The sequence below is a fragment of the Nonomuraea sp. NPDC005692 genome, from assembly GCF_040631115.1.
GTDB lineage: Bacteria > Actinomycetota > Actinomycetes > Streptosporangiales > Streptosporangiaceae > Nonomuraea.
The window spans coordinates 299,695-322,248 of sequence record NZ_JBEXYU010000002.1 but is presented as its reverse complement, the minus strand read 5'-3'; the positions used below and the strand labels follow the sequence as shown (position 1 = coordinate 322,248).

Here is a 22,554-nt window from a genome sequence, read left to right as displayed (position 1 = left end):
GACGTCGGCAAATATCGCGGGGAGGGCAAGGGGCGTGGAGCGCGAAACACTGGTCGGTTACCTGGACTCGCAGCGCAAGCACGTCCTGGGCATCCTGGACGGCCTTGGCGAGGAGCAACTACGCCAGGTGGTGCTGCCGTCCGGTTGGTCGCCCCGCGACCTGGTGCACCATTTGACCTGGTCCGAGGCGCTTTGGTTTCGCGGCGCGATGACCGCCGATCGCCAGGTCATCGACACGCTCGTGGTCGGCGAGTTCGGTTGGAAGGTCCCTGAGGAGTTCTCCGGTGCGGACGTGCTCGCGCGGTATCGGCGGACGATCGAGCAGTCGAACATGGTCATCGGGGCGACGGCGATCGATGCCGTGCCGGCCTGGTGGCCGACGAAGATGTTCGGTTCGGGGCCATGGCGGCTGGGGTCTTTGCGCGAAGTGCTGATGCACGTGATCGTCGACACTGCGACGCACGCCGGACAGCTCGACGCGGTCCGAGAGCTGATCGACGGACGGCAGTGGCTGGTCAACGACGACTGACCGGCCGCAGGTCACTGAACCCGGTGAACGTTAGCGGTCACCGCACTAATCGCTCTCCGACGAATACTTCCGGGCGACGACGGCGTTGAACTCCGCCACCAACCCATCGTCCGCGTACGCCTTCAGGTCTGCTTGCAGGTCTCGGATGTACCGGAGATAGCGCTCCGACTTGAGCGGCCCGGCGAGGTCGATGGCCTCCAGCGCGACGGCCGCGGCCTGTGACGGGTCGCCCATGTGCACGTAGCTCGCCGCCTGGACCAGCCGGTCGAAGGCCAGGGTCCGCACGTACATCGGATCGCAGAGCCCGACCGCCTGGCCGACGAACTCCATCGCCCGGGACGGCTTGCGAAGGTCGCGGTAACAATGCGCGCCCTCGCTGGCCAGTTCGGCGGCATCGAAGTACCCGACCCACGAGGGGTCATCGTCCACGTTGCGCTTGGCGAACCATTTCTCCGCCTCAAGCAGGGCTCGCGCACAGGCGGCCTCGTCGCCGTTCCCGGCGTGCGCGCGGGCCTCCATGGCAAAGAACAAGGCCATGGGCGTCGCGGTGGACGCGTTACGGCAACCCTCCTGCGCCGCACGCGCGAGTTGAATGGCCTGATCGTATCGGCCCAGATAATTGGCCTGGTGGCTCATGTCGGCCAGGATCAGGCCACCCAGCATGCGATCTCCGGACACCTGGGCGAGGCGCAATCCTTGCAGGAAATAGCGTTGCGCGAGCCCGTGTCGGCCGAGGTCGTACGCCGTCCATGCGACCAACTCCGTAATTTCGGCCGCCGCCGCGTACAACGCCCGCCCTACCGACTCCTGGAATTTCCCGTCGAGCATGGGAACGACTTCTCGGTGGTAATACTGGACGAGCGCGGAACGTGCATGTCCGCCTCCGAATTGAAAACCCATGCTCGCGAACAGCTCTGTGGTGGCGCGAATGGTCTGCACGTCCCATGGGCCGACAGACGGCCGCGCGTGCTCCCGTACCAGCACCGGCTCCGGCCGTGACAGGAGCCACGCGATGAGGGACTCGTTCCAGGCGTCCGGGACGACCACCGATTGAAGCGCCACCGGATCGTCTGCGAGGTCGCGCCGCGTCAGGCCCAGCAGCCGACTCCCCACGTCGGAGATGCCGCCGCCATGAGCCAGCGTGCGTTCCAGCGTCTCCGGAGTCACGACGCTGGCGAACCCGATGTCGTCCAGCGTGAAGGTGACCCCGGCCTTCCTGCTGAGTGCTTCCGCGATGAAGCGCGCGGTGGCAGGTCGCGGCTTCACCCCGTCGAGCCAGCGTTTGACGTCCACGTGCGTACAACTCAGGGTTACGCCTTCTTCTTGCGCAATCTGTCGCACTCGTGAAGCAAGTCCCGAATTAGAGCAATCGGCACGCCGCATCGCATCAGCAAGCCCCACATTGGGCATTCGAGACATCTTCACCTCCACATGTGCACGCCTCGGCAATCATGGCGCGAACACGGCCTTAAACGCCCGCTTTCCCGAGAAATACCGGCCCGCGTTTCTCCTGCCCAGGGCTTGAATCACCCCCAAAAAGCACCCCCTGTGCATTCAGTCCCGATCATGAGCACAGTGTTGGGGCGGCGCCCGGCGAGGAAGGCTTGAGTCAGCAAGAGCGGGCGAGCCAAGCACCGCGGGACTCCAACACAAGCAGTCCCTCACACTTGACTCTCCGTAGCTATACATGTTCTATGTCTCTTAGGACCTGCTCGAAGGGTCCTCGAACCGAGAGGTCTCGTCATGCTCATCCGTCCGCGCAAAGTGCTCCCGACCGTCCTGACGATCTGCGCCGCGCTCTACGCCCTGAAGGACCCGGAGGGCGCGGCGACCATCGTCAAGGCCGCCGCCCACCTGGTCATGAGCGCGTCGGAGTCCTTCGCCCGGTTCGTCCACACCGTCAACAAGTGATCGCAGAAAGAGACGCCGTGACTAAGAACCCGAACCGCCCCATCCATCCGGCCCGCATGTCACTCGCCGAGATCGAAGCCGCCTGGCAGACCGACGACGGGACGCCGCTCCCCGAATGCACGTACGACCCCGAGCTGCACACCGGACCGCGGCTCACCATCGAGAGCACCGAGGAACGCGCCGCCCGCGAGGCCGTCGCCCGCGAGGTCTGTGCGACCTGCCCCGCCCTGTCGCTGTGCGAGCAGTACGCGAGGCGCACCCGCCCGACCTCGGGCATCTGGGCCGGCCTGCCGGCCGCCGCCCTGACCACCTACAACACCGACCTGACAGACATGGAGGTGGCCTGAATGGCCAGCCGCATCCGCACCCGCTTCTGGGACCCGTCCGGCGCCCGGTACGGCATCCCCACATACCCACGGCACCTCGTCCCGCCGCACCTGCTCACGCTCCACCAGCTCGCCGCCCAGGGACTACGCCCTGGCCCTCAAGGCGCACAGGCCCAGTCTCTGTGGCGCGGCCGGCGTCCCGGCCCGCCTCGCGTTCGGGCCGTTTCCCTGTACGACGTGCGGTTCGCCCTGCCGAAGCGCACCCCGAGCCCTCGGCGACGTACCGACATCTTCAAGACCAGCCGGACGTGCCCCGAGTGTCTGATCGACGTCGGCTACGCGCTGCCGCGCCACCTCGGCGTGTGCTTCGACTGCGCCGAGGAGGCAGCCGCGTGAGCCGCCGCATCCTCGACACCTCCGGGCGTCCCGGCCTCACCGTCCACGGCGAGAAGCTCCCGAGCCTCTACCAGCCGGAAGCCGGACGCGACGGATGGCTGGAGGCCGACCGCAAGCGCGGCATGAGCCGCAGCGGACGCCCCACCCGCGAACGCCGCCCACGAACCACCGACAGGAAGGACGCACGATGACCGCCTACGAGGCCACATCCCGGCCGTTGACCGAGGGCGAACGTACCGCCATCTCCACCACCGCAGCCGTCACCGGCGCCCTCGGGCTCCTGGGCTTCGTCAACAGCTTCGAGCGCGTCGCCACGGCGGCCGAGCCCTCGTTCGGATGGTTCGCCTGGACCGTTCCACTCGGCATCGACCTGGGGATCGCGGCCTTCTCGGCGCTCGACATCGTCCTTGCCCGCCTCGGCATGCGCCTGGGCTGGCTCCGCTTCATCCCATGGGCCCTGACCGCCTCGACGGTCTACCTCAACGTGGCCGCCTACCTCAACACGCCAGGACCGACGGACTGGTTCGCCGTCGTCGCGCACGCCCTGCTGCCGCTCCTGTGGGTCATCGCCATCGAGGTCGGCGCCCACGTCGTCCGCAAGCACGCCGAGTTGGTCAGGCCGGATCGCATGGACGGCATCCGCCGCTCACGCTGGCTGCTCGCCCCGCTGGCAACGGTCTCTCTCTGGCGCCGCATGGTGCTCTGGGAGATCCGCAGCTACCCGGAAGCCCTGGGCAGCGAGCGCGAACGCATCCTGGCCCGCACGGAGCTTCAGGACCGGTACGGCCTGCTGTGGCGCTGGAAGGCCACCCGTCGCGAGCGAGCCCTGTACCGCCTCGGCGAACTCACGCCCAAGCACATGCAACTGCCGACCGTGACACTCCCGCAGCTGGAGGCCCCCAGCACCGCGCTACCGCCGGCCGCTCCAAGGCGACACGGCCGTGGACCCAAGCGGCCCCAGAACACGACACCACCGAACGTAGGAGACCTCCTGCCACTGGGACGGCACATCGCCGCCGACCTGATCTCACAGGGCGAGCCCCTCACCCGTGACCGCCTCCGCGACGCCATCCGCAACCGCGGCCAAAGCATCTCGACCGACCGCGCCGGCGCGCTCCTGGCCCAGCTCAAGGCGGAAGGCCCCATACCCGAAGGTGAGGCCGCCTGATGAGTCTGACCGTCACCGACACCCGGATCAGCTCCGACCGGTGCCTGAACGTCGCCGAACTCGGCGCGGGCGGATGGACCGTCACCGGCTACCCCGGACGCCTCTTCGACCGCGACGAAGCCACCACCGCCATGCTCCTGGCCGAACTGCTCGCCCTGACCCTGCCGACCGCACTCGACATCGCTCAAGCGGTCGGACCGCAGTCGCCGACCGCTGACCACAGACCCGCCGACCGCCCGGACGAACCGCGGTCCGACCGCACATCGTCCCTGACCGTCACGTGGGGCGCGGCCTCATCCGCCAAGACAACGACCGCGCCCCAGGACCCCACCACCCATCAGGCAGCAGAGGTGCCTTCATCATGACTCACCGACCGGACGACCCCAACCACCACCCGAACGAGGACGACACTCCAGACCGGTCCGACGAACCGACCCCGGACCGCCAGGACGGCAAGGGGGCGGACATCGTCGACCTCGACGCCGCCCGGTCCGGACGCCACTGCTCCCAATCAGACCCGAAGAAGCCCGCGCAGAACGACGCGGACGGACCGGTCCTTGACGGCGAGATCGTCCGAGTGGACCAGCCCGGTCCGACTCGGGCGGACTGGCGGGCGAGCCTGGAACGGAAGGCGACCACCCGACAGCCGATCATCCCGCTGTGGCTGCGCTCCCGCTCCGAGGCCATCGAGACCATCCGCTGGGCGAGCCTCCACTACCTGCACGTCGCCTGCTATCAGACCCTCCGCACCCCGCTGTACGCCGGACGGCTGACCGCCCGCGCCCCGCGCGGCTTCGTCCGCCTCGTGAACGGCATGGCGCGGTGGACGTTCGACCTGGAGGGCGAGCCCGCACGCGTGGCGGCCGTCCGCAAATCCGACTACGAGGGGTACCTGAAGCTGAGCAGGCAACGAGACTCACGTGTGCGGCTGCGTGTCTGGATCACCGGGACGATCCTGATCGCGCTGCTGGTCCTGGCCATCGTCGCGGCCAACGAGCCGTCCGCCGCCCGCTGGGGAGCGCTCGCCGTGGCCATGGCCGTGCTGGGCCTCCTCGGCAAGCCCGCCGACCGGCCGCTGATCAACCGGGCCGTCATGGCGTCCGAGGTGGAGAAGCTGACCAGTGACATCGTGGTGCGCGCGCTGAGCGTGCTCGGCATCGCCGGCATCACGCAGGCCCTGTCCAAGAACCCCAAGGACGCCATCCGTTTCGTCGCCCCGATCACCCGGGACGGCCCCGGCTGGCGCGCCGACATCGACCTGCCGTACGGCGTGACCGTGGCCGACGTGCTGGACAGGCGGAAGCAACTGTCCGGCGCGCTGCGCCGCCCGCTCGGCTGCATCTGGCCGGAGGGCGACCCGTCCGTCCACGAGGGACGGCTGATCCTGTGGGTGGGTGACAAGGACCTGTCCAAGACCATCGTGCGATCCCCGCTCAAGCGGGCCGGCTCGCACGACGTGTTCAAGGGCATCCCGTTCGGCAACGACCCGCGCGGCCGCCTGGTCACCGTGCCGCTCATCCAGCACAACGTGCTGATCGGCTCCCAGCCCGGCCAGGGCAAGACCTCGTCCATCCGCGAGCTGGCCGCCGGAATCGTGCTCGATCCCACGGTCGAGGCGTGGTTCCACGAACTCAAGGGCACCGGCGACCTGGACCCGTACGACAAGGTCTGCCACCGCTACGTCTCCGGCATCGAGGACGAGGCCATCGCCTACGCCGCCGACTCCCTGACCCTGCTGCGCAAGGAGGTCATGCGCCGCTCGGCCGCGCTCAAGGCCCTGCCCGCGGACCTGTGCCCGGACAAGCGCGTCACCCGGCAGATCGCCGACAAGCGCTCGTTGGGCCTGCATCCGCTGGTCTGCATCATCGACGAGTGCCAGAACCTGTTCGCCCACCCCGAGTACGGCGACAGGGCAGGCGATGACGCCGAGTTCATCATCAAGCTCGGCCGCGCCCTGGGCGTCGTCCTGATCCTGGCTACCCAGCGTCCGGACCGCGACAGCCTGCCCACCGGCATCTCCGCGAACGTCTCCATCCGGTTCTGCCTGCGGGTGGCCGGCCAGCTTGAGAACGACATGATCCTCGGCACCTCGGCGTACAAGAACGGCATCCGCGCCACCGTCTTCGTCCCGGAGAAGGACGCCGGCACCGGCTACCTGGTCGGCGCGACACCGATGCCCAAGGTCGTCAAGGCCGCCTACCTCAACACCCCGGAAACCCAGCTCATCGCCGACCGCGCCTACGCACTTCGCAAGACGGCAGGCACGCTCACCGGCTACGCCCTCGGCGAGACGCCCGAGCAGTCCGCGCCGACCTTCGACCTGCTGGCCGACATCCTCGCTGTGGTCCCGCCGTCCGAGGCCAAGGTCTGGAACGAGGTCATCGTGGATCGCCTGGCCGAACTCCGGCCGGACATCTACGGCGCATGGGCGGCCCTAGAAGGCGGGGCGAAGACCGCCCAGCTCACCACCGCGCTCAAGCCGTACGGCGTCCGCACCATGCAGGTCTGGGGCACCCCGGAAGGCGGCGGCAAGGGCGCCAACCGCATCGGCATCGCCCGCGACGACCTCACCACGGCCATCACCCTGCGTGACAAGGGCAAGGCGTCGTAGCTCGCCCGCTCGCCTCTAGACCTAGAGGCGCATCCCTCTAGGTCTAGAGGCTTCCCTAGAGCTCGAAACCCCGTTCTATCAGGGCTCTAGCGCCTAGAGCCTGACCTGCGGAACCCTGAATTCGGCCCTGGAGGCCCTCATGGCCAGCGTCATTGTCCTTCTAGCAGCCTGCCTACCGTTCGTCACTCTCAGCTACATCGTTATGTGCCTGGCGTCGCCCTGGGGCCGCTGCACCCGATGCCGTCCCGGCGGCAAGAACCGCACCTGCCGCGCCTGCGAGGGCACCGGCAAGCGCCCGCGCCTCGGCTGGCAGCTCTACTTCTACGCCCGCCGCCTCCACCGCGACGGCAACCACTGATGCCGCCCTCTGAGGAGATGCACATGCACGACCCCACCCGCTACGCCCTGGCCGCCGCCGCCCGCGGCTGGCGCGTCTTCCCGCTCACCCCGTACGACAAGCGCCCACTGCCCGGCTTCACCGCCTGGGAGCAGCACGCCACCACCGACACCGCCCTCATCCGCCACATGTGGGCCCGCGCCCCGTTCAACATCGGCATTGCCTGCGGCCCATCGGGCCTGGTGGTGCTCGACCTGGACGTACCAAAGCCCGACGAGCACCCGCCGCCCGACTGGGCGCGACCCGGCATCAACGACGGCGCCGACGTCCTGGCCTCACTTTGCGAGCAGGCCGGCCAACCGTTGCCACTGGAGACCTTCACAGTCCGCACCCGACGCGGCGGCACCCACCTCTACTTCACCACCCCGGCCGACACCGACCTCCGGAACACCGCCGGCAGACTCGGCTGGAAGATCGACACCCGGGCTCACGGCGGCTACGTCGTCGCCCCCGGCAGCCGCGTCACCCTGCCGGGCGGCATTGGTTCCTATGACGTCCTGCACGACCCAGCTCCGGCCACGCTTCCAACCTGGCTGACCGAGCGTCTCAGCTCTCCCCCGCCATCCATGCCCCGCACGTCTGCGGGGGCAGTGCTGGCCGCCTGCGGCGGGGACCGGGCAGCCGGGTACGCCCTGGCAGCACTGCGCGGCGAGATCGAACGAGTCCTGGACGCCGTCCCCGGCACCCGCAACGACACCCTCAACCTCGCGGCATTCGCTCTGGGCCAGCTCATCGCGGCCAGCCTGCTCCCACGCAACCTCGCCGAGGCGTGCCTGCACAACGCAGCCGAGGCCATCGGGCTCGACTTCCGCGAGGCGTTCAACACCATCCGCTCCGGGCTCGACAGCGGCCTACACCGACCAAGGAGGGCAGCCGCTTGACCACCAACGGACGGCCCACCGCCGAAACCATCCTGAGCAACCTCGGTGCCGCAAAGCAGCTCACCGAACTGCACAATGCACCCGCGGCTTGGGAGCCGCCCGCGCCACTCGGCCAGCGCGGCGACCTCCCGACCTTCCCAGTACACGCCCTTCCCGGCTGGGTCGCCGACCACGTCAGCGCCGTAGCAGAGGAGACACAGACACCACTCGACCTGGCAGGCTGCGTCGCCCTGGCCGCACTGTCCACCGCAGCCGGCGGACGGGCAGTGGTCAACGTCCGCGGCTCATGGGTCGAGCCGGTGAACCTGTTCGTCCTGGTCGCCATGCCACCCGGGTCACGCAAGTCCGCCGTGTTCCGCGCCATGACCAACCCACTCATCCACGCCGAACGTGCCCTGCTCAGCCGCATCGGTCCGCAGATCACCGAGGCCGAAGTCGCCCGGCGCCTGGCCGAGGACCTCGCCGAGAAGGCCGCACGCGCGGCCAGCTCGGCACGCGGCGAATCCGCCGCCGAGGCGATCGCCGAGGCCCAGAGCGCAGCCCTGGCCGTGGAAGAGATCAAGGTCCCGGTCAAACCACGACTGATGGCCGACGACGTCACGCCCGAATCCGCCTCCACCATCCTCGTGGAGCAGGGAGGCCGCCTCGCCGTCCTGTCCGCCGAGGGCGGCATCTTCGCCACCCTCGCCGGCCGCTACTCCGGCACACCCAACCTGGACCTGTTCCTCAAAGGCCACGCCGGGGACCCACTCATCATCGACCGCCGAGGCCGCAGCGAGCGCGTCGACCAAGCCGTCCTGACCATGGGCCTGGCCGTCCAACCCGAGATCGTCTCCGACATCGCCACCATGCCCGGCTTCCGCGGCAAGGGCCTGCTCGGCCGCATCCTCTACAGCCTGCCGAAGAGCAACGTCGGCTACCGCAACGTCGACGCGCCCACCGTCCCGGATCACATCGCCGCCCGGTACGACGCCAACCTGCAACGCCTGACCATCGACATGCACGACTGGCACGATCCCGCCCAGCTCGTCCTGTCATCAGAAGCCGCCGAGATCTTCACCGAGCACCGCCGAAGCACCGAACGTCGCCTGCGCCCGGACTCCGGCGACCTCGGCCACATCACCGACTGGGCTGGCAAGTTCGACGGCGCCGTCATGCGCATCGCCGGCCTCATCCACCTGGCCGGCCGCGTTGAAGACGGCTGGCGCCACCCGATCACCGCCGACACGGTCAACGCCGCCATCACCATCGGCCAGTACTTCATCGCCCACGCCCTGGCCACCTTCGACGCCATGGGCGCCGACCCCGACCTCGAAGCCGCCCGCATCGTGCACGCCTGGCTGCAGCGCACCAACCCGCGGCGCTTCACCGTCCGCGAAGCCTTCACCGCTCTACCGCGCAACCGCTTCCGCAAGGTCGCCGAGCTAGAACCCGCCCTCGACCTGCTGGAGCAGCTCGGCTGGATCCGCCGCGAGCCCGAACCACCCCGCACCGGCCCGGGCCGCCGCCCATCACCGGCCTACGCCGTCCACCCAGGCCTCCACCAGCAAGCAGCTTGAGAAGGAACCGCCCTTGAAGACAACAACCCGCACCGACGAAAAGCTCACCGTCGCCGAGGTCTGCGCCGAACTCAAGATCGCCCGCTCCACCTTCTACGACTGGCGCGCCAAGAAACAGGGCCCCCGCTGCATCACCCTCGCCAACCGCGAACTACGCATCCGCCGCTCTGAACTCGACCGCTGGCTCAACGAGCGAGAGGACGCCGCCTGATGCAGGAGATCACGTACGACGTGCGCATCCGCAGCATAGAGAAGCGCAAAAACGCCCAGGGCGCGATCATCTCCTACCGGCTTTCTTGGAACGTCGACGGCGAGGTATGGAAGGAGACCTTCAAGACAGCAGCACAGGCAGACGCCTTCCGCTCCGAACTCATGACGGCAGCCCGTCGCGGGGAGCCGTTCTCCATCTCCACCGGTCGGCCGGCCTCCTGGCAGCGCGAGATCGAGCAGCCGGAACCCATGAGGTGGTACGCCTTCACCCTGCGATACGTAGAGGCCAAATGGCCCTACGCGTCCCCGAACCACCGCCGGGGCATCGCCGAGGCCCTGACCGACGCCACCGAAGCCCTGCTCACCGATGCGCACCCGTTCCCGAGAGAGGCCCTACGCGCCGCCCTCCGCTGGTCGTACAGCAACCGGGTCAGGGACACCACCGAACCGCCCCCTGAGTTCGTGGACATAGTGCGCTGGCTGGAGAGCCACACCACTCCACTCGCCGCTCTGACCGAGCACGGGTCGGGAGCCGTGCTGACACGCCATGTACTGGCCCGCATCAGCCAGACGAAGCAAGGAAAGCCTGCCGCCCCAAACACCTCCAACCGCAAGCGCATGGTCCTGAACAACGCCATGGAGTACGCCCAGGAGATCGGCGAGCTGTCGTCCAACCCGCTCAAGGCCGTGAAGTGGGCCAAGCAGCGCACTCTTACGACAGTGGACCCGCGCGTCGTCATCAACATCAGCCAAGCGCGCCGCTTCCTTAAGGCAGTGGAGAACCAGAGCGAGCGAGGCAGACGCATGAAGGCGTTCTTTGGATGCATGTACTTCGCCGCGCTCCGGCCCGAAGAGGTCGTAGACCTGCGTCAGGAACACCTCGTCAGCCTTCCTACGAACGACTGGGGAGAGATGCGGCTGACCAACGCCGAGCCTCGCTCAGGCAGTCGCTGGACGAACAGCGGCAAGGTCAGGGAACGCCGAGAACTCAAACACCGAGCCGTAGGCGAGATACGGCGAGTGCCCATCCACCCCGAGCTGTCCAACATGCTGATCGAGCACCTCAAGGAGTTTGGCGCCGGCCCTGGCGGACGCATCTTCATCGGCCCTCGCGGCGGCCTCATGACCGACCGCGCCTACCTCAAGGTCTTCCACGCAGCCAGAACGAAAGCCTTCACACCGTCGGAGGCCGAGTCGCCCCTGATGGAGGTCCCCTATGCCCTGCGTCATGCCGCCGTCTCCACATGGCTCAACGCCGGCGTCCCCGCACCCCAAGTGGCCGAATGGGCAGGCCACAGCGTTGACGTCCTGCTACGCGTCTACGCCAAATGCATCTACGGACAGCAGAGCGAGGCCATGCGCCGCATCTCAGACGCCACGCAGTGAAGTCCTTGCACCTGCCGATCCGGCTCAGCGGGCCAGCTGGCGCAGCGCAGAAGCCATCGGGCAGGCGTGGGCCTGCTTGCGTTGGTAGTCGTCAGCACGCGCCCCGAAAGCGTTACCGATGCGCTGGTCCGCACTGGTCCGCGCTGGTCCGTACTGAACCGCGCTGGTCCGCACTGGTCCGCACTGGTCCGCGCTGGTCCGTACTGAACCGCACTGGTCCCGACTGGTACGCACTGAACCGCACTGAGCCGCGCTGGTACGCACTGGTCCGCACTGAACCACACTGAACCGCACTGGTCCGCACGGAACCACGCTGGTTGACGCTAGTTGATGCGGAGCCTCTCTAGCTCTTGCTGCCTATCGGGCTAGGACCTCCTTACGAGCGCTACCCTCTCGACGTCTATCGATCTCAGCGTGGCCCACAACTCATTCAGTTCTTGGGCCGCTACTTCATGCTCGTCACTGCTTCTGTGAACAATGAAAAACTGCAGAAGTCGAGCCGCATCCCTAGGAAGGCTTCGGTGGAGTACCTTGAGAAGGTTGATTATTCGAGTTACTTTTAGGTTGAGAGCCAAATTCTCAAGAAACTCGTCCGTAACTTCGCGCTCCTTGGGAACCTGTCTGCGATATGCAGCGAGGATGGCCTTCAGCTCAATTTCGGGCCGAAAAACGGCATACGAGATGGTAAAGCTAGCGAGCTGATCCATGTTTCGAGACCGTAAGTGCTCTAGGAGGTCCACCAGCAGGTCGGGGGCCCGATAGCGCCCTACGGCCTCCGCGTATCCATTGGAAAAATCCTCACCCTCACCCAGATTGTACTTTGGCAGAGCGGCTAGAACGTCCTCATTGCTTGCCAAGACTGCCCAAGCTCGGAAATCCAGTTCATCAGGAGACTCTTGATCTCCCAGTGCTGCTTCCTGGGGCTTACTCTCATGAAGCGTCTCGGGCTTCGTTGCAGGGGCTCCGCCAGTTTGCTCCATCACGGCGTCTTCTTCTCTCGCCTGCTGATGTCGGAGCCAGATACTCCGTATGCGTAGCGTTTCTGCATCGGGGTCGCGAGGTGGCTGAGCGAGTCGAGACATGGTTCGCACCAGCGCTTCGACTGTCAACCAGCGAGGGAAGCCGCGTCGCCCGAGGAGGATCTGACGGATCCTCTCATGGCTGACCGCATCCGGGATGTCCTCCGACTCTTTCATGATGTCGCTGAGACGCTGGTAGGAGTACCCCTGAACGGAGTGGCGCACCTCCTGCAATGCCATCACTAAGTCTCGGTGAGGGCCCGGCGGCAACTCCTCGTAGCCGGGCATCTGGAGTTGTGCCATGGCTCGACCTCTAAGTTTCGTCTAACGGCGTCAACTTGCCACGACTATCCTGACGGATCGCATCAATCTTTGTGGGCTTTTCTGCAGCTTTTATCTTCGCCCTCTGAGCACCAAGGATGCTCGTTCCACAGAGGATCGCCATCCGGTCACACCGGTACGACATCGGTCTCGCGTGGATGCCCAGGCGTGGCCGACCAAGGAGGGACTACATGAACCGATCGCCCAAACCTGATCCGTGGCGTCACCTGGTGGAACTCGCCGCGTTCATCGCTATTCTCGCGGCAGGTCTGATCTTGATCTGTGTCGCAGGGCTAGGAGCTACGGAGTTCACCGCGTGCGCGGCAGCCTTCGGGACTCTTTGGGCGGCTTGGCGCCAACCGGGCTCTAAGAGGTCGTCTAAGGTTGACTGAAGCGTCCATTCAGGTCCCCCAATGGGCATAGGCCGTGCTTGGCACGACCGGACAGAGAATCGCAACGCCTGCGCGAGCAAGTCGTCGGTAGTGGTCGTCGGTTGGTTGGGCGATCACTTTCGAGACCGTGACCCGCAGCCCGTCACTCCCCTTCCCTTCCGGGATGACCAGAAGGCAATCTCCGCAGCCCCTTCTCGGACCTGCATCAACGACGTCAACTGAGAACAGATGTAGGGCGGCGATGGTCACCACCACCAGGACCACGCCGCCCACTGAGCCATACGATCACGGCCAGAACCGTCGCGCTGCCGGCGCGAGCGTACCCCCCGACCACGCCGCCGCACATCCTCACGGTACCCAGGACCACCTCCGTGCCTGGCCGCGGCCGGCACAAGCGCAAGCGGGACCTCGCCGAGCAGCATGCCCCTGAGCCGCCGCGACCGGCGGAAGTGCCGGGTACCGAGCAACTACGCTTCGACGCCGGAGGATGTCGTCTGGTGCTGCCAGTTCATCGTGACCGCCTCGCTCAGGCTGTCCGCCGCCGAAGCCCAACTCCATGACCCTTACCAGGGCACACAGACCTGGAAGAGAATCGCCACGCGCCCCTCGCCCGGCGCTGAACTCGTTGGGACGAAGAGTGAGTACGCCGCTGCCCCGCGCCGCCACAGACCTCCCGCTGAGCGAGGCGACGCCCGCAGGCACATCCAAGGCCGCGGCCCACCAGCCATGATCGCTAGGGAACGTATAGGGAACGATCAACCGTAGAGCGCCGGTGTCAGCCGTGGACGGCCGGACACAACGCGAGAGGCCCGTCACCGCGTTTCCGCTGGTGACGGGCCTCTTCCCGCTGGTGTGGCAGGTGCAAGGTTCGAACTTGCGTAGGCTGAGCCGACGGTTTTACAGACCGCTCCCTTTGGCCACTCGGGCAACCTGCCGTGCCATCCGCTCTCGCGGCGACAGACAGAAGAATAGCGGACTTCCGAGGTGTACGTGACACCAGTTTGTCCCCAGCCGGATCGTGGTCACCGGCTGCGCCGGAACAGCAGGCGTCCCATCCCGCGTGCGTGCTGGTCGAAGCCTGCCGCGTCGTTGGTTCTGGGGAAGGGTTCGTCCGGGACGGGTACGTCGAGGAAGTCGCATAGTGGCTGCCAGCCCTGGGCGACTTCGAACACCAGCAGGCGGTCCTGGGGGATGGTGGCTTTGACCTCCTCCACGTGTTCGGTGAAGATCTTCAGGGCGAGTTCGGTGTCGGGGATGCCGCCGCCGAAGACGCGTTCGCTCACGACCAGCCGGGTCATCCGGATGAATGCCGCGAAGTCCGTGTCGAGGAGGCGGGAGAGCGTAGCCATCGTCCGGCCCGACCAGGTGCGGGCGCGGGCCGACTGTTTGAAGATGGTGGCGTTCATGCTGGCCAGCCAGCGTTCCGGGTCGCGGACGGTGAGGATGACCTTGGCGTCGGTGTAGTGGTGGGCGAGTTCGCGCCAGTACGCGGCGGCCGGCCAGTCGACGCAGGAGTCGTACCCCGACATGAGGGTTTCCCAGCTGACGGGACGGCCTTCGGCGAGGTCCAGCCAGCGGCGGATGTGGACGGGGTTCTGGAGCACCTCCGTCATGTGGTGACATGGGCCGAAGCCCAGACGTTCCAGCGCGGTCTTCGTGGACAACGTTCCGGTACGGCCGAAGCCGGCTCCGATGACTCGCATGATCCCTACCAATACGATCGGAAACTGCGAAATGTGGGCCCACAGGCATGATCCGCCGCCAAGGGCCCGGCATCAAGCCGCCTCACGCCCACGTGGACTGCACGGCGCGCCGATGCTGGCTAGGCTCGTTCGCTGGGTCCACGCATTTGGCGTACGACGGAGCGGTTTCGCGTACGGCGGAGAGGCGGGATCCCGAATATCGCTTTCACAGCCGAGAGGATGGGTGTTTTGGCCGATTCATCTTTCGACATCGTCAGCAAGATCGACCGCCAGGAGGTCGACAACGCGCTGAACCAGACGGTCAAGGAGATCGGACACCGCTTCGACTTCAAGGGCACCGGGGCGAGCATCAGCTGGACCGGTGACAACATCGAGATCAAGGCGAACAGCGAGGAGCGCGCAAATGCCGCACTCGACGTGTTCAAGGAGAAGGTGGTCAAGCGCGGGCTCTCGCTGAAGACCCTCGACGCGGGCGAGCCCAGGCTGTCGGGCAAGGAATACCGCATGCTGGTCACCCTCAAGGAGGGCATCGACCAGGAGAACGCCAAGAAGATCTCCAAGCTGATCCGCGACGAGGGCCCCAAGGGCATCAAGGCGCAGATCCAGGGCGAGGAGCTGCGGGTCAGCTCGAAGAAGAAGGACGATCTGCAGGACGTCATTTCTCTGCTCAAGGGCAAGGATCTGGACATCGCTCTGCAATTCGTGAACTACCGCTAACAGGTCGGCATCCGGGGCACATGGCGGCGTACGCGCCTTCTTGTGCCTCGGGCCTGCGTTCTCGTTGGAACGGGCGAATCCGGCATCGTAAGCTCGACGACCGTGACGAAGATCCCCCTGCGCCGCTTCACGGCACGCGTCCTGCCCCTTGATGCGAAAGACCGGGTGCTGCTGCTGCACGGCTTTGATCCGCAACTGCCGGACGAGCCGTTCTGGTTCACCATCGGTGGCGCGACGGAGGCCGGGGAGGAGCTTCGGCAGGCCGCCGCGCGCGAGTTGTACGAGGAGGTCGGGATCCGGCGGGAGGTGGAGGAGTTCGCCGGGCCGTACGGGACGAGCACGATCGAGTTCTGCTGGTCCGATTATGCGATCACGCAGGACCAGACCTTCTTCGCGATCCGGGTGCACGACGCCGCCGTCTCGTTCGAGCACATGGAGCAGATCGAGAAGGAGACGACGACCGGGCATCGGTGGTGGAGCGCGGAGGAACTCGAGAACACCCAGGAGACGTTCTTCCCGGAGGACCTGCCGGCCATTCTGAGAAGGATCACTGCGACCGGAGAGCCCGGGTAGCCACGACGTCGCTGGAAGGCCCTGATCGCTGCAGCAGGACCGCCGAAGAGCAAGATGAGGGGTGAGCCCCGTTCAGGGGCTCTCGGTCGATTTCGGAGGCGCTGACGCATTCAGCGCGGACGCGCCCCCGCACTTCGTCTGGCCGGGAAGGTCAGCGGCGGTAGCCGGCCATGCGCTCCAGCCTCGCCACCCGCTCCGACGTGGGCGGATGTGTCGAGAAGAGGCGGCCGAAGCCGGATCCGCTGAACGGGTTCGCGATCATCATGTGGGAAGCCGACGTGAGGCGGCTGTTCTCGGGAAGCGGCAGCCTGCGCGCACCCATCTCGATCTTGCGAAGGGCCGAGGCCAGGGCCAGCGGGTCGCCCGTGAGTCTCGCGCCCGACTCGTCGGCCTGGAACTCTCTGGTCCGGGAGATGGCCATCTGGACCATCCCGGCCGCCACGGGCCCGAGGATCATCATCAGCAGGGCGCCCACGAATCCGGGCCCCTCGTCGTCGTCGGAGCCGCCGAAGAATACGGCGACGTAGCTGAGCCATGTGATCATCGTGGCCAGCGCACCGGCCACGGACGAGACGAGGATGTCCCGGTTGTACACGTGGGACAGCTCGTGCCCGATCACGCCGCGCAGCTCGGACTCGTCGAGCAACTGGGTCAGGCCGTACGTGACGCACACGGCGGCCTTCCGCGGGCTGCGGCCGGTGGCGAAGGCGTTGGGCTGCACCGTCGGGGAGATGTACAGCCGCGGCATCGGCTGGCGCGCCTCGGTGGAGAGCTCACGGACGATCCGGTAGAGCGTGGGGTGCTCGACCTCGCTGACCGGTCTGGCCCGCATGGCCGACAGCGCGATGCGGTCGGAGAAGAAGTAGGCGACGCCGTTGCTCAGCAGGGCCAGCACGAGCGCGATCTGCAGGCCGGTGCCACCCCACAGCCACGCGCCCATCACGATGATGAACGCGGACAGACCTCCCAGGAGGATGGCGGTACGCAGACCGTTGTGGTGCAAGGTCTCCCCCCCTTCGTGGTCCGGGTTTCACCTCGTCCAACGACGACGACCCGGTCTATCGTTCCCCGGTGTGCTCAGCTGCGGGCGGAGCGCGACTTACCCCCGTGTCCGCCTGGGATCGGGGCGGGTTGCGGCCCGGCTGCCCGCATGGGGACAGCCGGTGTCAGGGCCCGCCTGCGGTCAGCTCGTGGCCGATAAGGACGTCAGGTCCAGGACGAGCTGCGGAGCGACCGAGAAGAGGATCGCCACGGCCAGGGCCAGGCCGACGGCGATCCACGCCGACGGGGACGAGCCCCGCAGGCGCGTCTCCCCGGGAGGGGCGAAGAGGCGGGCCGCCCAGGCGGCGTAGTAGTAGAGGCCGATCACGGTGTTGACGGCCATGACCAGCGCGAGCCAGCCGAGGCCGCCCTCGACGATCGTCCGGAACACGAAGACCTTGGCGAAGAGGCCGGCCAGCCCCGGCGGCAGCCCCGCCAGGCAGACCAGGCAGAAGGCCAGCGCGATGCCGGCCGCCGGGCTGCGGAGGACCAGGCCGCGGTAGTCGTCGAGCTCGTTGCGTGGGGCGGCCCTGGAGACGAGCATGACGACGGCGAAGGCCCCGAGGTTCATGGCCGCGTAGATGACCAGGTACGCGACGGATGTGCCGGTCGCGGCCTGGGACGTGGCCGCCGTGGCGGCGATCGACAGCGGGGCCAGGATGTAGCCGGACTGCGCGACCGAGGACCAGGCCAGCATGCGGACGGCCGACCGCTGACGCATGGCGAGCAGGTTGCCCACGGTCATGGTCAGCGCCGAGATGACCGCGATCACCGGCCCCCAGGTGGACGACTGGCCGGCCAGCCCGGCGACCAGGACCAGGATGAGCCCCGCGAACCCGGCCGCCTTGGAGATGACCGAGAGCAGGGCCGCCACCGGGACGGGCGCGCCCTGGTAGACGTCGGCCGCCCAGGAGTGGAACGGCACGGCTGCGATCTTGAACGCGAACCCGGCCGCCACGAGGACGACGCCCACCGTGACGACCGCGGGCAGCCCGTGGGCCGTCTCCAAGGCCGTGGAGTGCGTGCCCGCCGCCGCTCCCGGTGCCGGGAGCCGGCCGCTCAGGACGGCTGCCAGGCGGGAGAGGTGGACCGCCCCGGAGACGCCGTACAGGAGGGAGACGCCGAACAGCATGACGGCCGTGGACACGACCGACACGACGAAGAGCTTGACCGCGGCCTCGGAGGCGCGGCCGTCGTAACGTTTGAGCGCGGTGAGGGCGAACACCGGGAGCGAGACCAGTTCGAGCGCCACCACGAGCATGACCAGGTCGCGGGAGGCGGGCAGGGTCACCGCGCCGACGAGGGTGCACAGCAGCAGGAAGTACCACTCACCGGCCGGGATGCCGCCCCCGGCCAGCTCCGTCATCGACATCAGCACGACCACCAGGGCCGCGACGAGCACCAGCCCCGCGAAGGCCGTCGTGAACCGGTCGGCGACGAACGAGCAGAGCGTGCCTGCTCCCCCGGTCGCGAGATCCGGTGGCACGCAGAACGTCGCCCGGGACGTGCCGCCTGCGGCCTGCGCGATCACGAACCCGAGTGCCACGACGACCCCCGCCAGGGTCACCAGCCCGAGCGTGGTGCGGGTGCGCGTCGTGGCAGGCAGGAACACGTCGAGCAGCAGCACGAGCCCGGCCACCACCGCCAGCGCCAGCGGCGGCGCGATCACGAAGTAGTCGATCTGCTGAGTCATGGCAGGGCTCCCAGCAGGGTCTGCGCCACCGGCGTGGTGAGTGAGAGCAGGAGACCGGGCCAGAGCCCGAAGAGCACGATCAGGACCACCAGCGGGGTCCACGCCGCCACTTCGTAGGAGCGGAGGTCATCGATGCGCTGCGTGGCGTTCCCGGCTTCGAGTGTCGCGGTCGCCGGCTGCCCGGCGAGCGACTCGTCCGAGCCTAGAGGCACTACGGGGCGTTCGTCCGGGGTCTCCCCCTCCGGCGGGGTCTCCCGCCGCCGCGCGGCTCCTGACGGGCGGCCGTGGGTGACGCGGGACAGCATGAGCACGAAGTACGCGGCCGTCAGGACCGCGCCCAGGCCGCCGATCACCATGTACGTGAGGAAGAGCGCACGCGGCAGGCCGCTCGCCGGCTGGAACGCCCCCAGCAGCGCCAGCATCTCCCCCCAGAACCCGGCCAGACCGGGCAATCCGAGCGAGGCGATCGCGGCGAACGTGAGCACCGCCCCCAGGCGGGGCATCGTGGCCAGCAGGCCGCCGCCGAGGCTCGGCATGTCGGCCGTGCGGTAGCGGTCCTTGATCGCGCCGGCCAGGAAGAACAGCAGGCCGGTGATCAGGCCGTGGGCGACGTTCGCGAACAGGGCGCCGTTGACGCCGACCGGGGTCAGGGTGGCGAAGCCGAGCAGGACGAAACCCATGTGGCCCACGGAGGAGTAGGCGATCATGCGTTTGAGGTCGCGCTGGGCCAGGCAGGCGAGGGCGCCGTAGACGATGCCGACCACGGCGAACGCCCCCAGCCACGGCGCCACCGCGGTCGCCCCCTCGGGGAGGACGGGGATGGCGATCCTGGCGAAGCCGTACGTGCCCATCTTCAGCAGCACTCCGGCCAGCAGCACCGAGCCGACGGTCGGGGCCTCGGTGTGGGCGTCGGGCAGCCAGGTGTGCAGGGGCCACATCGGCGTCTTTATCGCCAGGCCCACACCGATCGCCACGAACGCCAGGATCTGCACGGACCTGGACATTCCTGCGCCGTGGGCCGCGGCCAGTTCGGCCATGTCGAGCGTGCCGGTCCGCGCCCAGACGAGCAGCAGGCCGAGGAGCATCACGACCGAGCCGAGCAGCGTGTACAGGATGAACTTGACCGACGCCGCCCGGCGCCCGGCACCGCCCCAGATGCCGATCAGGAAGTACATCGGGATCAGCACGATCTCGAAGAAGACGAAGAAGAGCAGCAGGTCGAGGGCGAGGAACGTGCCGATCATGCCGACTTCGAGCACCAGCAGCGTGAACACGAGCGCCCTCGGCCTGTTCCCCAGGAACCGGCTCGGCGTGCGGGGCCGGCCCCAGGCCAGGTAGCCGAAGCAGAGGAACGTCAGCAGCGCGGTGAGCACGATCAGCGGCAGGGAGATGCCGTCGACGCCCAGGTGGAAGCGGAGCCCCAGGCCGGGGATCCACGGCTGGTCGATCGCGAACTGCAGGCTCGACGGCCGCCCGTGGTCGAACGTGGCCGCCATGACCAGGGCCAGTGCCAGCGTGACCCCCGAGAGGATCAGGCCATACGTGCGCAGGACCGGGCGGAGCGCGCCCGGAGCGAGGAGGAGCACGAGCGCGCCGAGCAGTGGCACGGCGAGCAATGTGACCGACAGCCAGCCCGTCATGTGAGCATCACCGCCCCCACCGCGATCAGGATCACGCCGGCGAGAACGCCGCTGACATAGAGCTGGACGTTGCCGTTCTGGGCCAGGCGCAGCCATCCGGACAGGCCGCGGGCGGTGTGGCCCGACCCGTGGACGGCGCCGTCCACGACCACGTCGTCCGTTCTGACGACCAGCCGGGCCAGGGCCGTGATCGGGCGGACGAACAGCGCCGCGTAGACGTCGTCCACATAGAACGCGCGCTCGCAGGGCACCCGCAGAGGGCCCAGCAGGCGTGCCGGGTCGGTGACGGGATCGCCGCGCCAGACGGCGTGGACGACGCCGGCGCCGAGCAGGGCGAGCACGACGCTGATCGCGGCCACCGCCAGGTCGATGTGCGGCTGCCCCGCGAAGCCCAGCAGCAGGGCGGGGACCGCGAGGAGCACGACGGGCACGAGCATGGTCTTGGGAGCCTCGGTGACGTCGACGACGTGGGCCGTGCCGGGCTCGGGCTCGGGGAGCGCCACCACTCGCGGCGGCCCGAAGAACGTGCGGAGCCAGGCTCTGGTGGCGTACGCACCCGTGACGGCGACGGTCGCGAGGGCGCAGCCGTACAGGAGGAGGGCGGCGGCGTCCGTCAGGCCGCCGCCGGCCAGCGCGCCGTCCATGGCCGCCAGGACGCCGTCCTTGCTGAAGAATCCGCTGGCCGGCGGGAGGCCCATCAGGGCGGCGAACCCCACCGTCATCGTCACGAAGGTGACCGGCAGCTCGCGGCGCAACCCGCCCATCTGGGTCATCAGGTTGGAGCCGACGTGGTGGATCACCACTCCCGCGCACAGGAACAGCAGCGCCTTGAACGCCCCGTGGGTCACCAGGTGGAAGATCGCTGCCCGGTCGGAGCCCGCGGCCAGGCCGCCGGCCATGTAGGCGAGCTGGCTGACCGTGGAGTAGGCGAGCACGCGTTTCAGGTCGTCCTGGGCGAACGCGGCCAGCGCGGCGCCCAGCATGCCGATCGCCGCGATGACGGCCAGGACGTCGAGCGTGGGACGGGCGGCGAGGAAGGCGGGAAAGAGCCTGGCCACGATGAAGATTCCGGCGGCGACCATGGTGGCGGCGTGGATCAGCGCGCTGATCGGGGTCGGGCCGGCCATGGCGTCCGGGAGCCAGGTGTGCAGCGGCACCTGGGCGCTCTTGCCGGCGACGCCGCACAGCAGCAGCATGGTGGCCGTCGTCAGGGTGGCCGCGGACATGTCGGGCACCTTCGCCAGCACGTCGGCGACGCGGAAGCTGCCCGCCGCCGTGCCGAGGACGAAGATGCCGAACAGGAAGCCGACGTCGCCGAGCCGGGTGACGAGGAACGCCTTGACCGCCGCCCGCGAATTGCCCCGGTCTTCCCACCAGTGACCGATGAGGAGGTAGGAGCACAGGCCCATGATCTCCCAGCCCACGTAGAGGACCAGGAGGTCGCCCGCGTAGACCACCAGGAGCATGGCACTGGTGAACAGGCTGATGAACGCGCTGTAGGAGGGGTAGCGGGGATCGTCTTTGAGGTAGCCGACCGAGTAGACCTGCACGGCCAGCGCCACCAGCGTCACGAGGACGCCGAGGACGGCCGACAGGTCGTCGGCCAGGAGGGTCAGCGAGATCGGGACGCCGCCGGTGACGATCGAGCCGTACGTGCGGCCCACGGGCTCCGAGGGGGCGCCGCCTTCGAGGAACGCGAAGCCAGGCCCCCAGGCCAGCCAGAGAGCCAGGACGGCCGACACCGCGGTCGGGATGACGGCGATCCAGGCGGCTCGGGTGTTGGCGCGTTCGCCGGCGGTCTTCTCGGCCGCCGCGAGCCGCGCTCTGCCCACTGGTTGTTCCTGGACCGCGGGGCGGCCGTGCGGCCAGCGGGAGAGCAGCAGGCCGGTGGCGGCGGCGATGGCGGGCAGCAACACGGCCAGCAGCGGGAACGTCGTCACAGCTCGCCCCCTCGCCGGGCGCGGTGGTCGTCAGCGGGGGGCCGGCCTGGGCCGGCCGGCGAGGCCGGGTGGTGGTCGTTGAGAGGGGTCGGGCTGGTGTCGGCGGCCTGGCCGGAGGGGCCGGCGGTCGGGCGGGCGCCG

General features: G+C 68.2%; 22 protein-coding genes and 1 tRNA gene. 15 read left to right on the top strand and 8 right to left on the bottom strand.

Annotated features, from left to right (window positions below):
* Positions 1-34 precede the first annotated feature (34 nt).
* Complete coding sequence (locus ABZ459_RS06370) at positions 35-529, top strand: DinB family protein (RefSeq protein WP_357966602.1); 495 nt, start codon at positions 35-37, stop codon at positions 527-529.
* Between the two features lie 45 nt (positions 530-574).
* Here the strand turns inward: ABZ459_RS06370 and ABZ459_RS06365 are convergent, their stop codons facing one another.
* Complete coding sequence (locus tag ABZ459_RS06365; protein WP_357966599.1) at positions 575-1,822, bottom strand: hypothetical protein; 1,248 nt, start codon at positions 1,820-1,822, stop codon at positions 575-577.
* 450 nt (positions 1,823-2,272) lie between these two features.
* Between ABZ459_RS06365 and ABZ459_RS06360 the strand changes: the two genes are divergently transcribed.
* From ABZ459_RS06360 to ABZ459_RS06305, 12 genes are all read left to right on the top strand, one after another.
* A complete protein-coding gene (locus ABZ459_RS06360; protein WP_357966596.1) occupies positions 2,273-2,440 on the top strand; it encodes a hypothetical protein in 168 nt (55 codons plus the stop codon).
* A 17-nt stretch (positions 2,441-2,457) separates the two neighbouring features.
* On the top strand, positions 2,458-2,787 hold the full coding sequence (locus ABZ459_RS06355) for a WhiB family transcriptional regulator (protein WP_357966594.1): 330 nt from the start codon (positions 2,458-2,460) through the stop codon (positions 2,785-2,787).
* On the top strand, positions 2,788-3,162 hold the full coding sequence (locus tag ABZ459_RS06350) for an RRQRL motif-containing zinc-binding protein (RefSeq protein ID WP_357966592.1): 375 nt from the start codon (positions 2,788-2,790) through the stop codon (positions 3,160-3,162).
* Positions 3,159-3,353 (top strand): hypothetical protein, encoded by a 195-nt coding sequence (locus tag ABZ459_RS06345; protein ID WP_357966590.1) that lies wholly within the window; start codon positions 3,159-3,161, stop codon positions 3,351-3,353. Before ABZ459_RS06350 ends, ABZ459_RS06345 begins: the two co-directional genes overlap by 4 nt.
* The gene (locus tag ABZ459_RS06340) at positions 3,350-4,330 is read left to right on the top strand and encodes a DUF2637 domain-containing protein (RefSeq protein WP_357966588.1); all 981 of its coding nucleotides are present in this window, start codon (positions 3,350-3,352) and stop codon (positions 4,328-4,330) included. Before ABZ459_RS06345 ends, ABZ459_RS06340 begins: the two co-directional genes overlap by 4 nt.
* On the top strand, positions 4,330-4,695 hold the full coding sequence (locus ABZ459_RS06335; protein WP_357966586.1) for a hypothetical protein: 366 nt from the start codon (positions 4,330-4,332) through the stop codon (positions 4,693-4,695). The genes ABZ459_RS06340 and ABZ459_RS06335 overlap by 1 nt, the downstream gene beginning before the upstream one ends.
* Entirely contained in the window at positions 4,692-6,941 is a 2,250-nt protein-coding gene (locus ABZ459_RS06330) for a cell division protein FtsK (RefSeq protein WP_357966583.1), read from the top strand. Before ABZ459_RS06335 ends, ABZ459_RS06330 begins: the two co-directional genes overlap by 4 nt.
* Before the next feature lie 139 nt (positions 6,942-7,080).
* Complete coding sequence (locus ABZ459_RS06325; protein WP_357966580.1) at positions 7,081-7,299, top strand: hypothetical protein; 219 nt, start codon at positions 7,081-7,083, stop codon at positions 7,297-7,299.
* Between the two features lie 23 nt (positions 7,300-7,322).
* Positions 7,323-8,219, top strand: a complete 897-nt coding sequence (locus ABZ459_RS06320) for a bifunctional DNA primase/polymerase (RefSeq protein WP_357966578.1) — start codon at positions 7,323-7,325, stop codon at positions 8,217-8,219.
* On the top strand, positions 8,216-9,778 hold the full coding sequence (locus ABZ459_RS06315) for a YfjI family protein (protein ID WP_357966577.1): 1,563 nt from the start codon (positions 8,216-8,218) through the stop codon (positions 9,776-9,778). Before ABZ459_RS06320 ends, ABZ459_RS06315 begins: the two co-directional genes overlap by 4 nt.
* Before the next feature lie 13 nt (positions 9,779-9,791).
* Positions 9,792-9,989, top strand: coding sequence for a helix-turn-helix domain-containing protein (locus ABZ459_RS06310; RefSeq protein WP_357966574.1), 198 nt, complete (start codon positions 9,792-9,794; stop codon positions 9,987-9,989).
* The gene (locus ABZ459_RS06305; protein ID WP_357966571.1) at positions 9,989-11,374 is read left to right on the top strand and encodes a tyrosine-type recombinase/integrase; all 1,386 of its coding nucleotides are present in this window, start codon (positions 9,989-9,991) and stop codon (positions 11,372-11,374) included. Before ABZ459_RS06310 ends, ABZ459_RS06305 begins: the two co-directional genes overlap by 1 nt.
* 365 nt (positions 11,375-11,739) lie before the next feature.
* Here ABZ459_RS06305 and ABZ459_RS06300 read toward each other — a convergent pair whose 3' ends face one another.
* The 3 genes from ABZ459_RS06300 to ABZ459_RS06290 form a co-directional block, all read right to left on the bottom strand.
* Positions 11,740-12,696, bottom strand: coding sequence for a hypothetical protein (locus ABZ459_RS06300; RefSeq protein WP_357966568.1), 957 nt, complete (start codon positions 12,694-12,696; stop codon positions 11,740-11,742).
* A 1,263-nt stretch (positions 12,697-13,959) separates the two neighbouring features.
* Positions 13,960-14,041 (bottom strand) — tRNA-Tyr (locus ABZ459_RS06295).
* 87 nt (positions 14,042-14,128) lie between these two features.
* Positions 14,129-14,809 carry a sulfotransferase family protein gene (locus tag ABZ459_RS06290; RefSeq protein ID WP_357966565.1) on the bottom strand — a complete coding sequence of 227 codons (681 nt, stop codon included), beginning with the start codon at positions 14,807-14,809 and terminating at the stop codon, positions 14,129-14,131.
* Positions 14,810-15,028: 219 nt separating this feature from the next.
* Here ABZ459_RS06290 and ABZ459_RS06285 point away from each other — a divergent pair, with 219 nt between their 5' ends.
* On the top strand, positions 15,029-15,526 hold the full coding sequence (locus ABZ459_RS06285; protein WP_357966563.1) for a YajQ family cyclic di-GMP-binding protein: 498 nt from the start codon (positions 15,029-15,031) through the stop codon (positions 15,524-15,526).
* A 102-nt stretch (positions 15,527-15,628) separates the two neighbouring features.
* Positions 15,629-16,099, top strand: a complete 471-nt coding sequence (locus ABZ459_RS06280) for an NUDIX domain-containing protein (RefSeq protein ID WP_357966560.1) — start codon at positions 15,629-15,631, stop codon at positions 16,097-16,099.
* 151 nt (positions 16,100-16,250) lie between these two features.
* Here the strand turns inward: ABZ459_RS06280 and htpX are convergent, their stop codons facing one another.
* The 4 genes from htpX to ABZ459_RS06260 form a co-directional block, all read right to left on the bottom strand.
* Positions 16,251-17,102 carry a zinc metalloprotease HtpX gene (htpX, locus tag ABZ459_RS06275; RefSeq protein ID WP_357966558.1) on the bottom strand — a complete coding sequence of 284 codons (852 nt, stop codon included), beginning with the start codon at positions 17,100-17,102 and terminating at the stop codon, positions 16,251-16,253.
* A gap of 180 nt (positions 17,103-17,282) precedes the next feature.
* On the bottom strand, positions 17,283-18,833 hold the full coding sequence (locus ABZ459_RS06270) for an NADH-quinone oxidoreductase subunit N (RefSeq protein ID WP_357966555.1): 1,551 nt from the start codon (positions 18,831-18,833) through the stop codon (positions 17,283-17,285).
* Positions 18,830-20,473, bottom strand: coding sequence for an NADH-quinone oxidoreductase subunit M (locus ABZ459_RS06265; RefSeq protein WP_357966553.1), 1,644 nt, complete (start codon positions 20,471-20,473; stop codon positions 18,830-18,832). The genes ABZ459_RS06270 and ABZ459_RS06265 overlap by 4 nt, the downstream gene beginning before the upstream one ends.
* Positions 20,470-22,413: an NADH-quinone oxidoreductase subunit L gene (locus ABZ459_RS06260; RefSeq protein WP_357966550.1), complete on the bottom strand. Its 1,944-nt coding sequence runs from the start codon at positions 22,411-22,413 to the stop codon at positions 20,470-20,472. Before ABZ459_RS06260 ends, ABZ459_RS06265 begins: the two co-directional genes overlap by 4 nt.
* Positions 22,414-22,554: the final 141 nt, after the last annotated feature.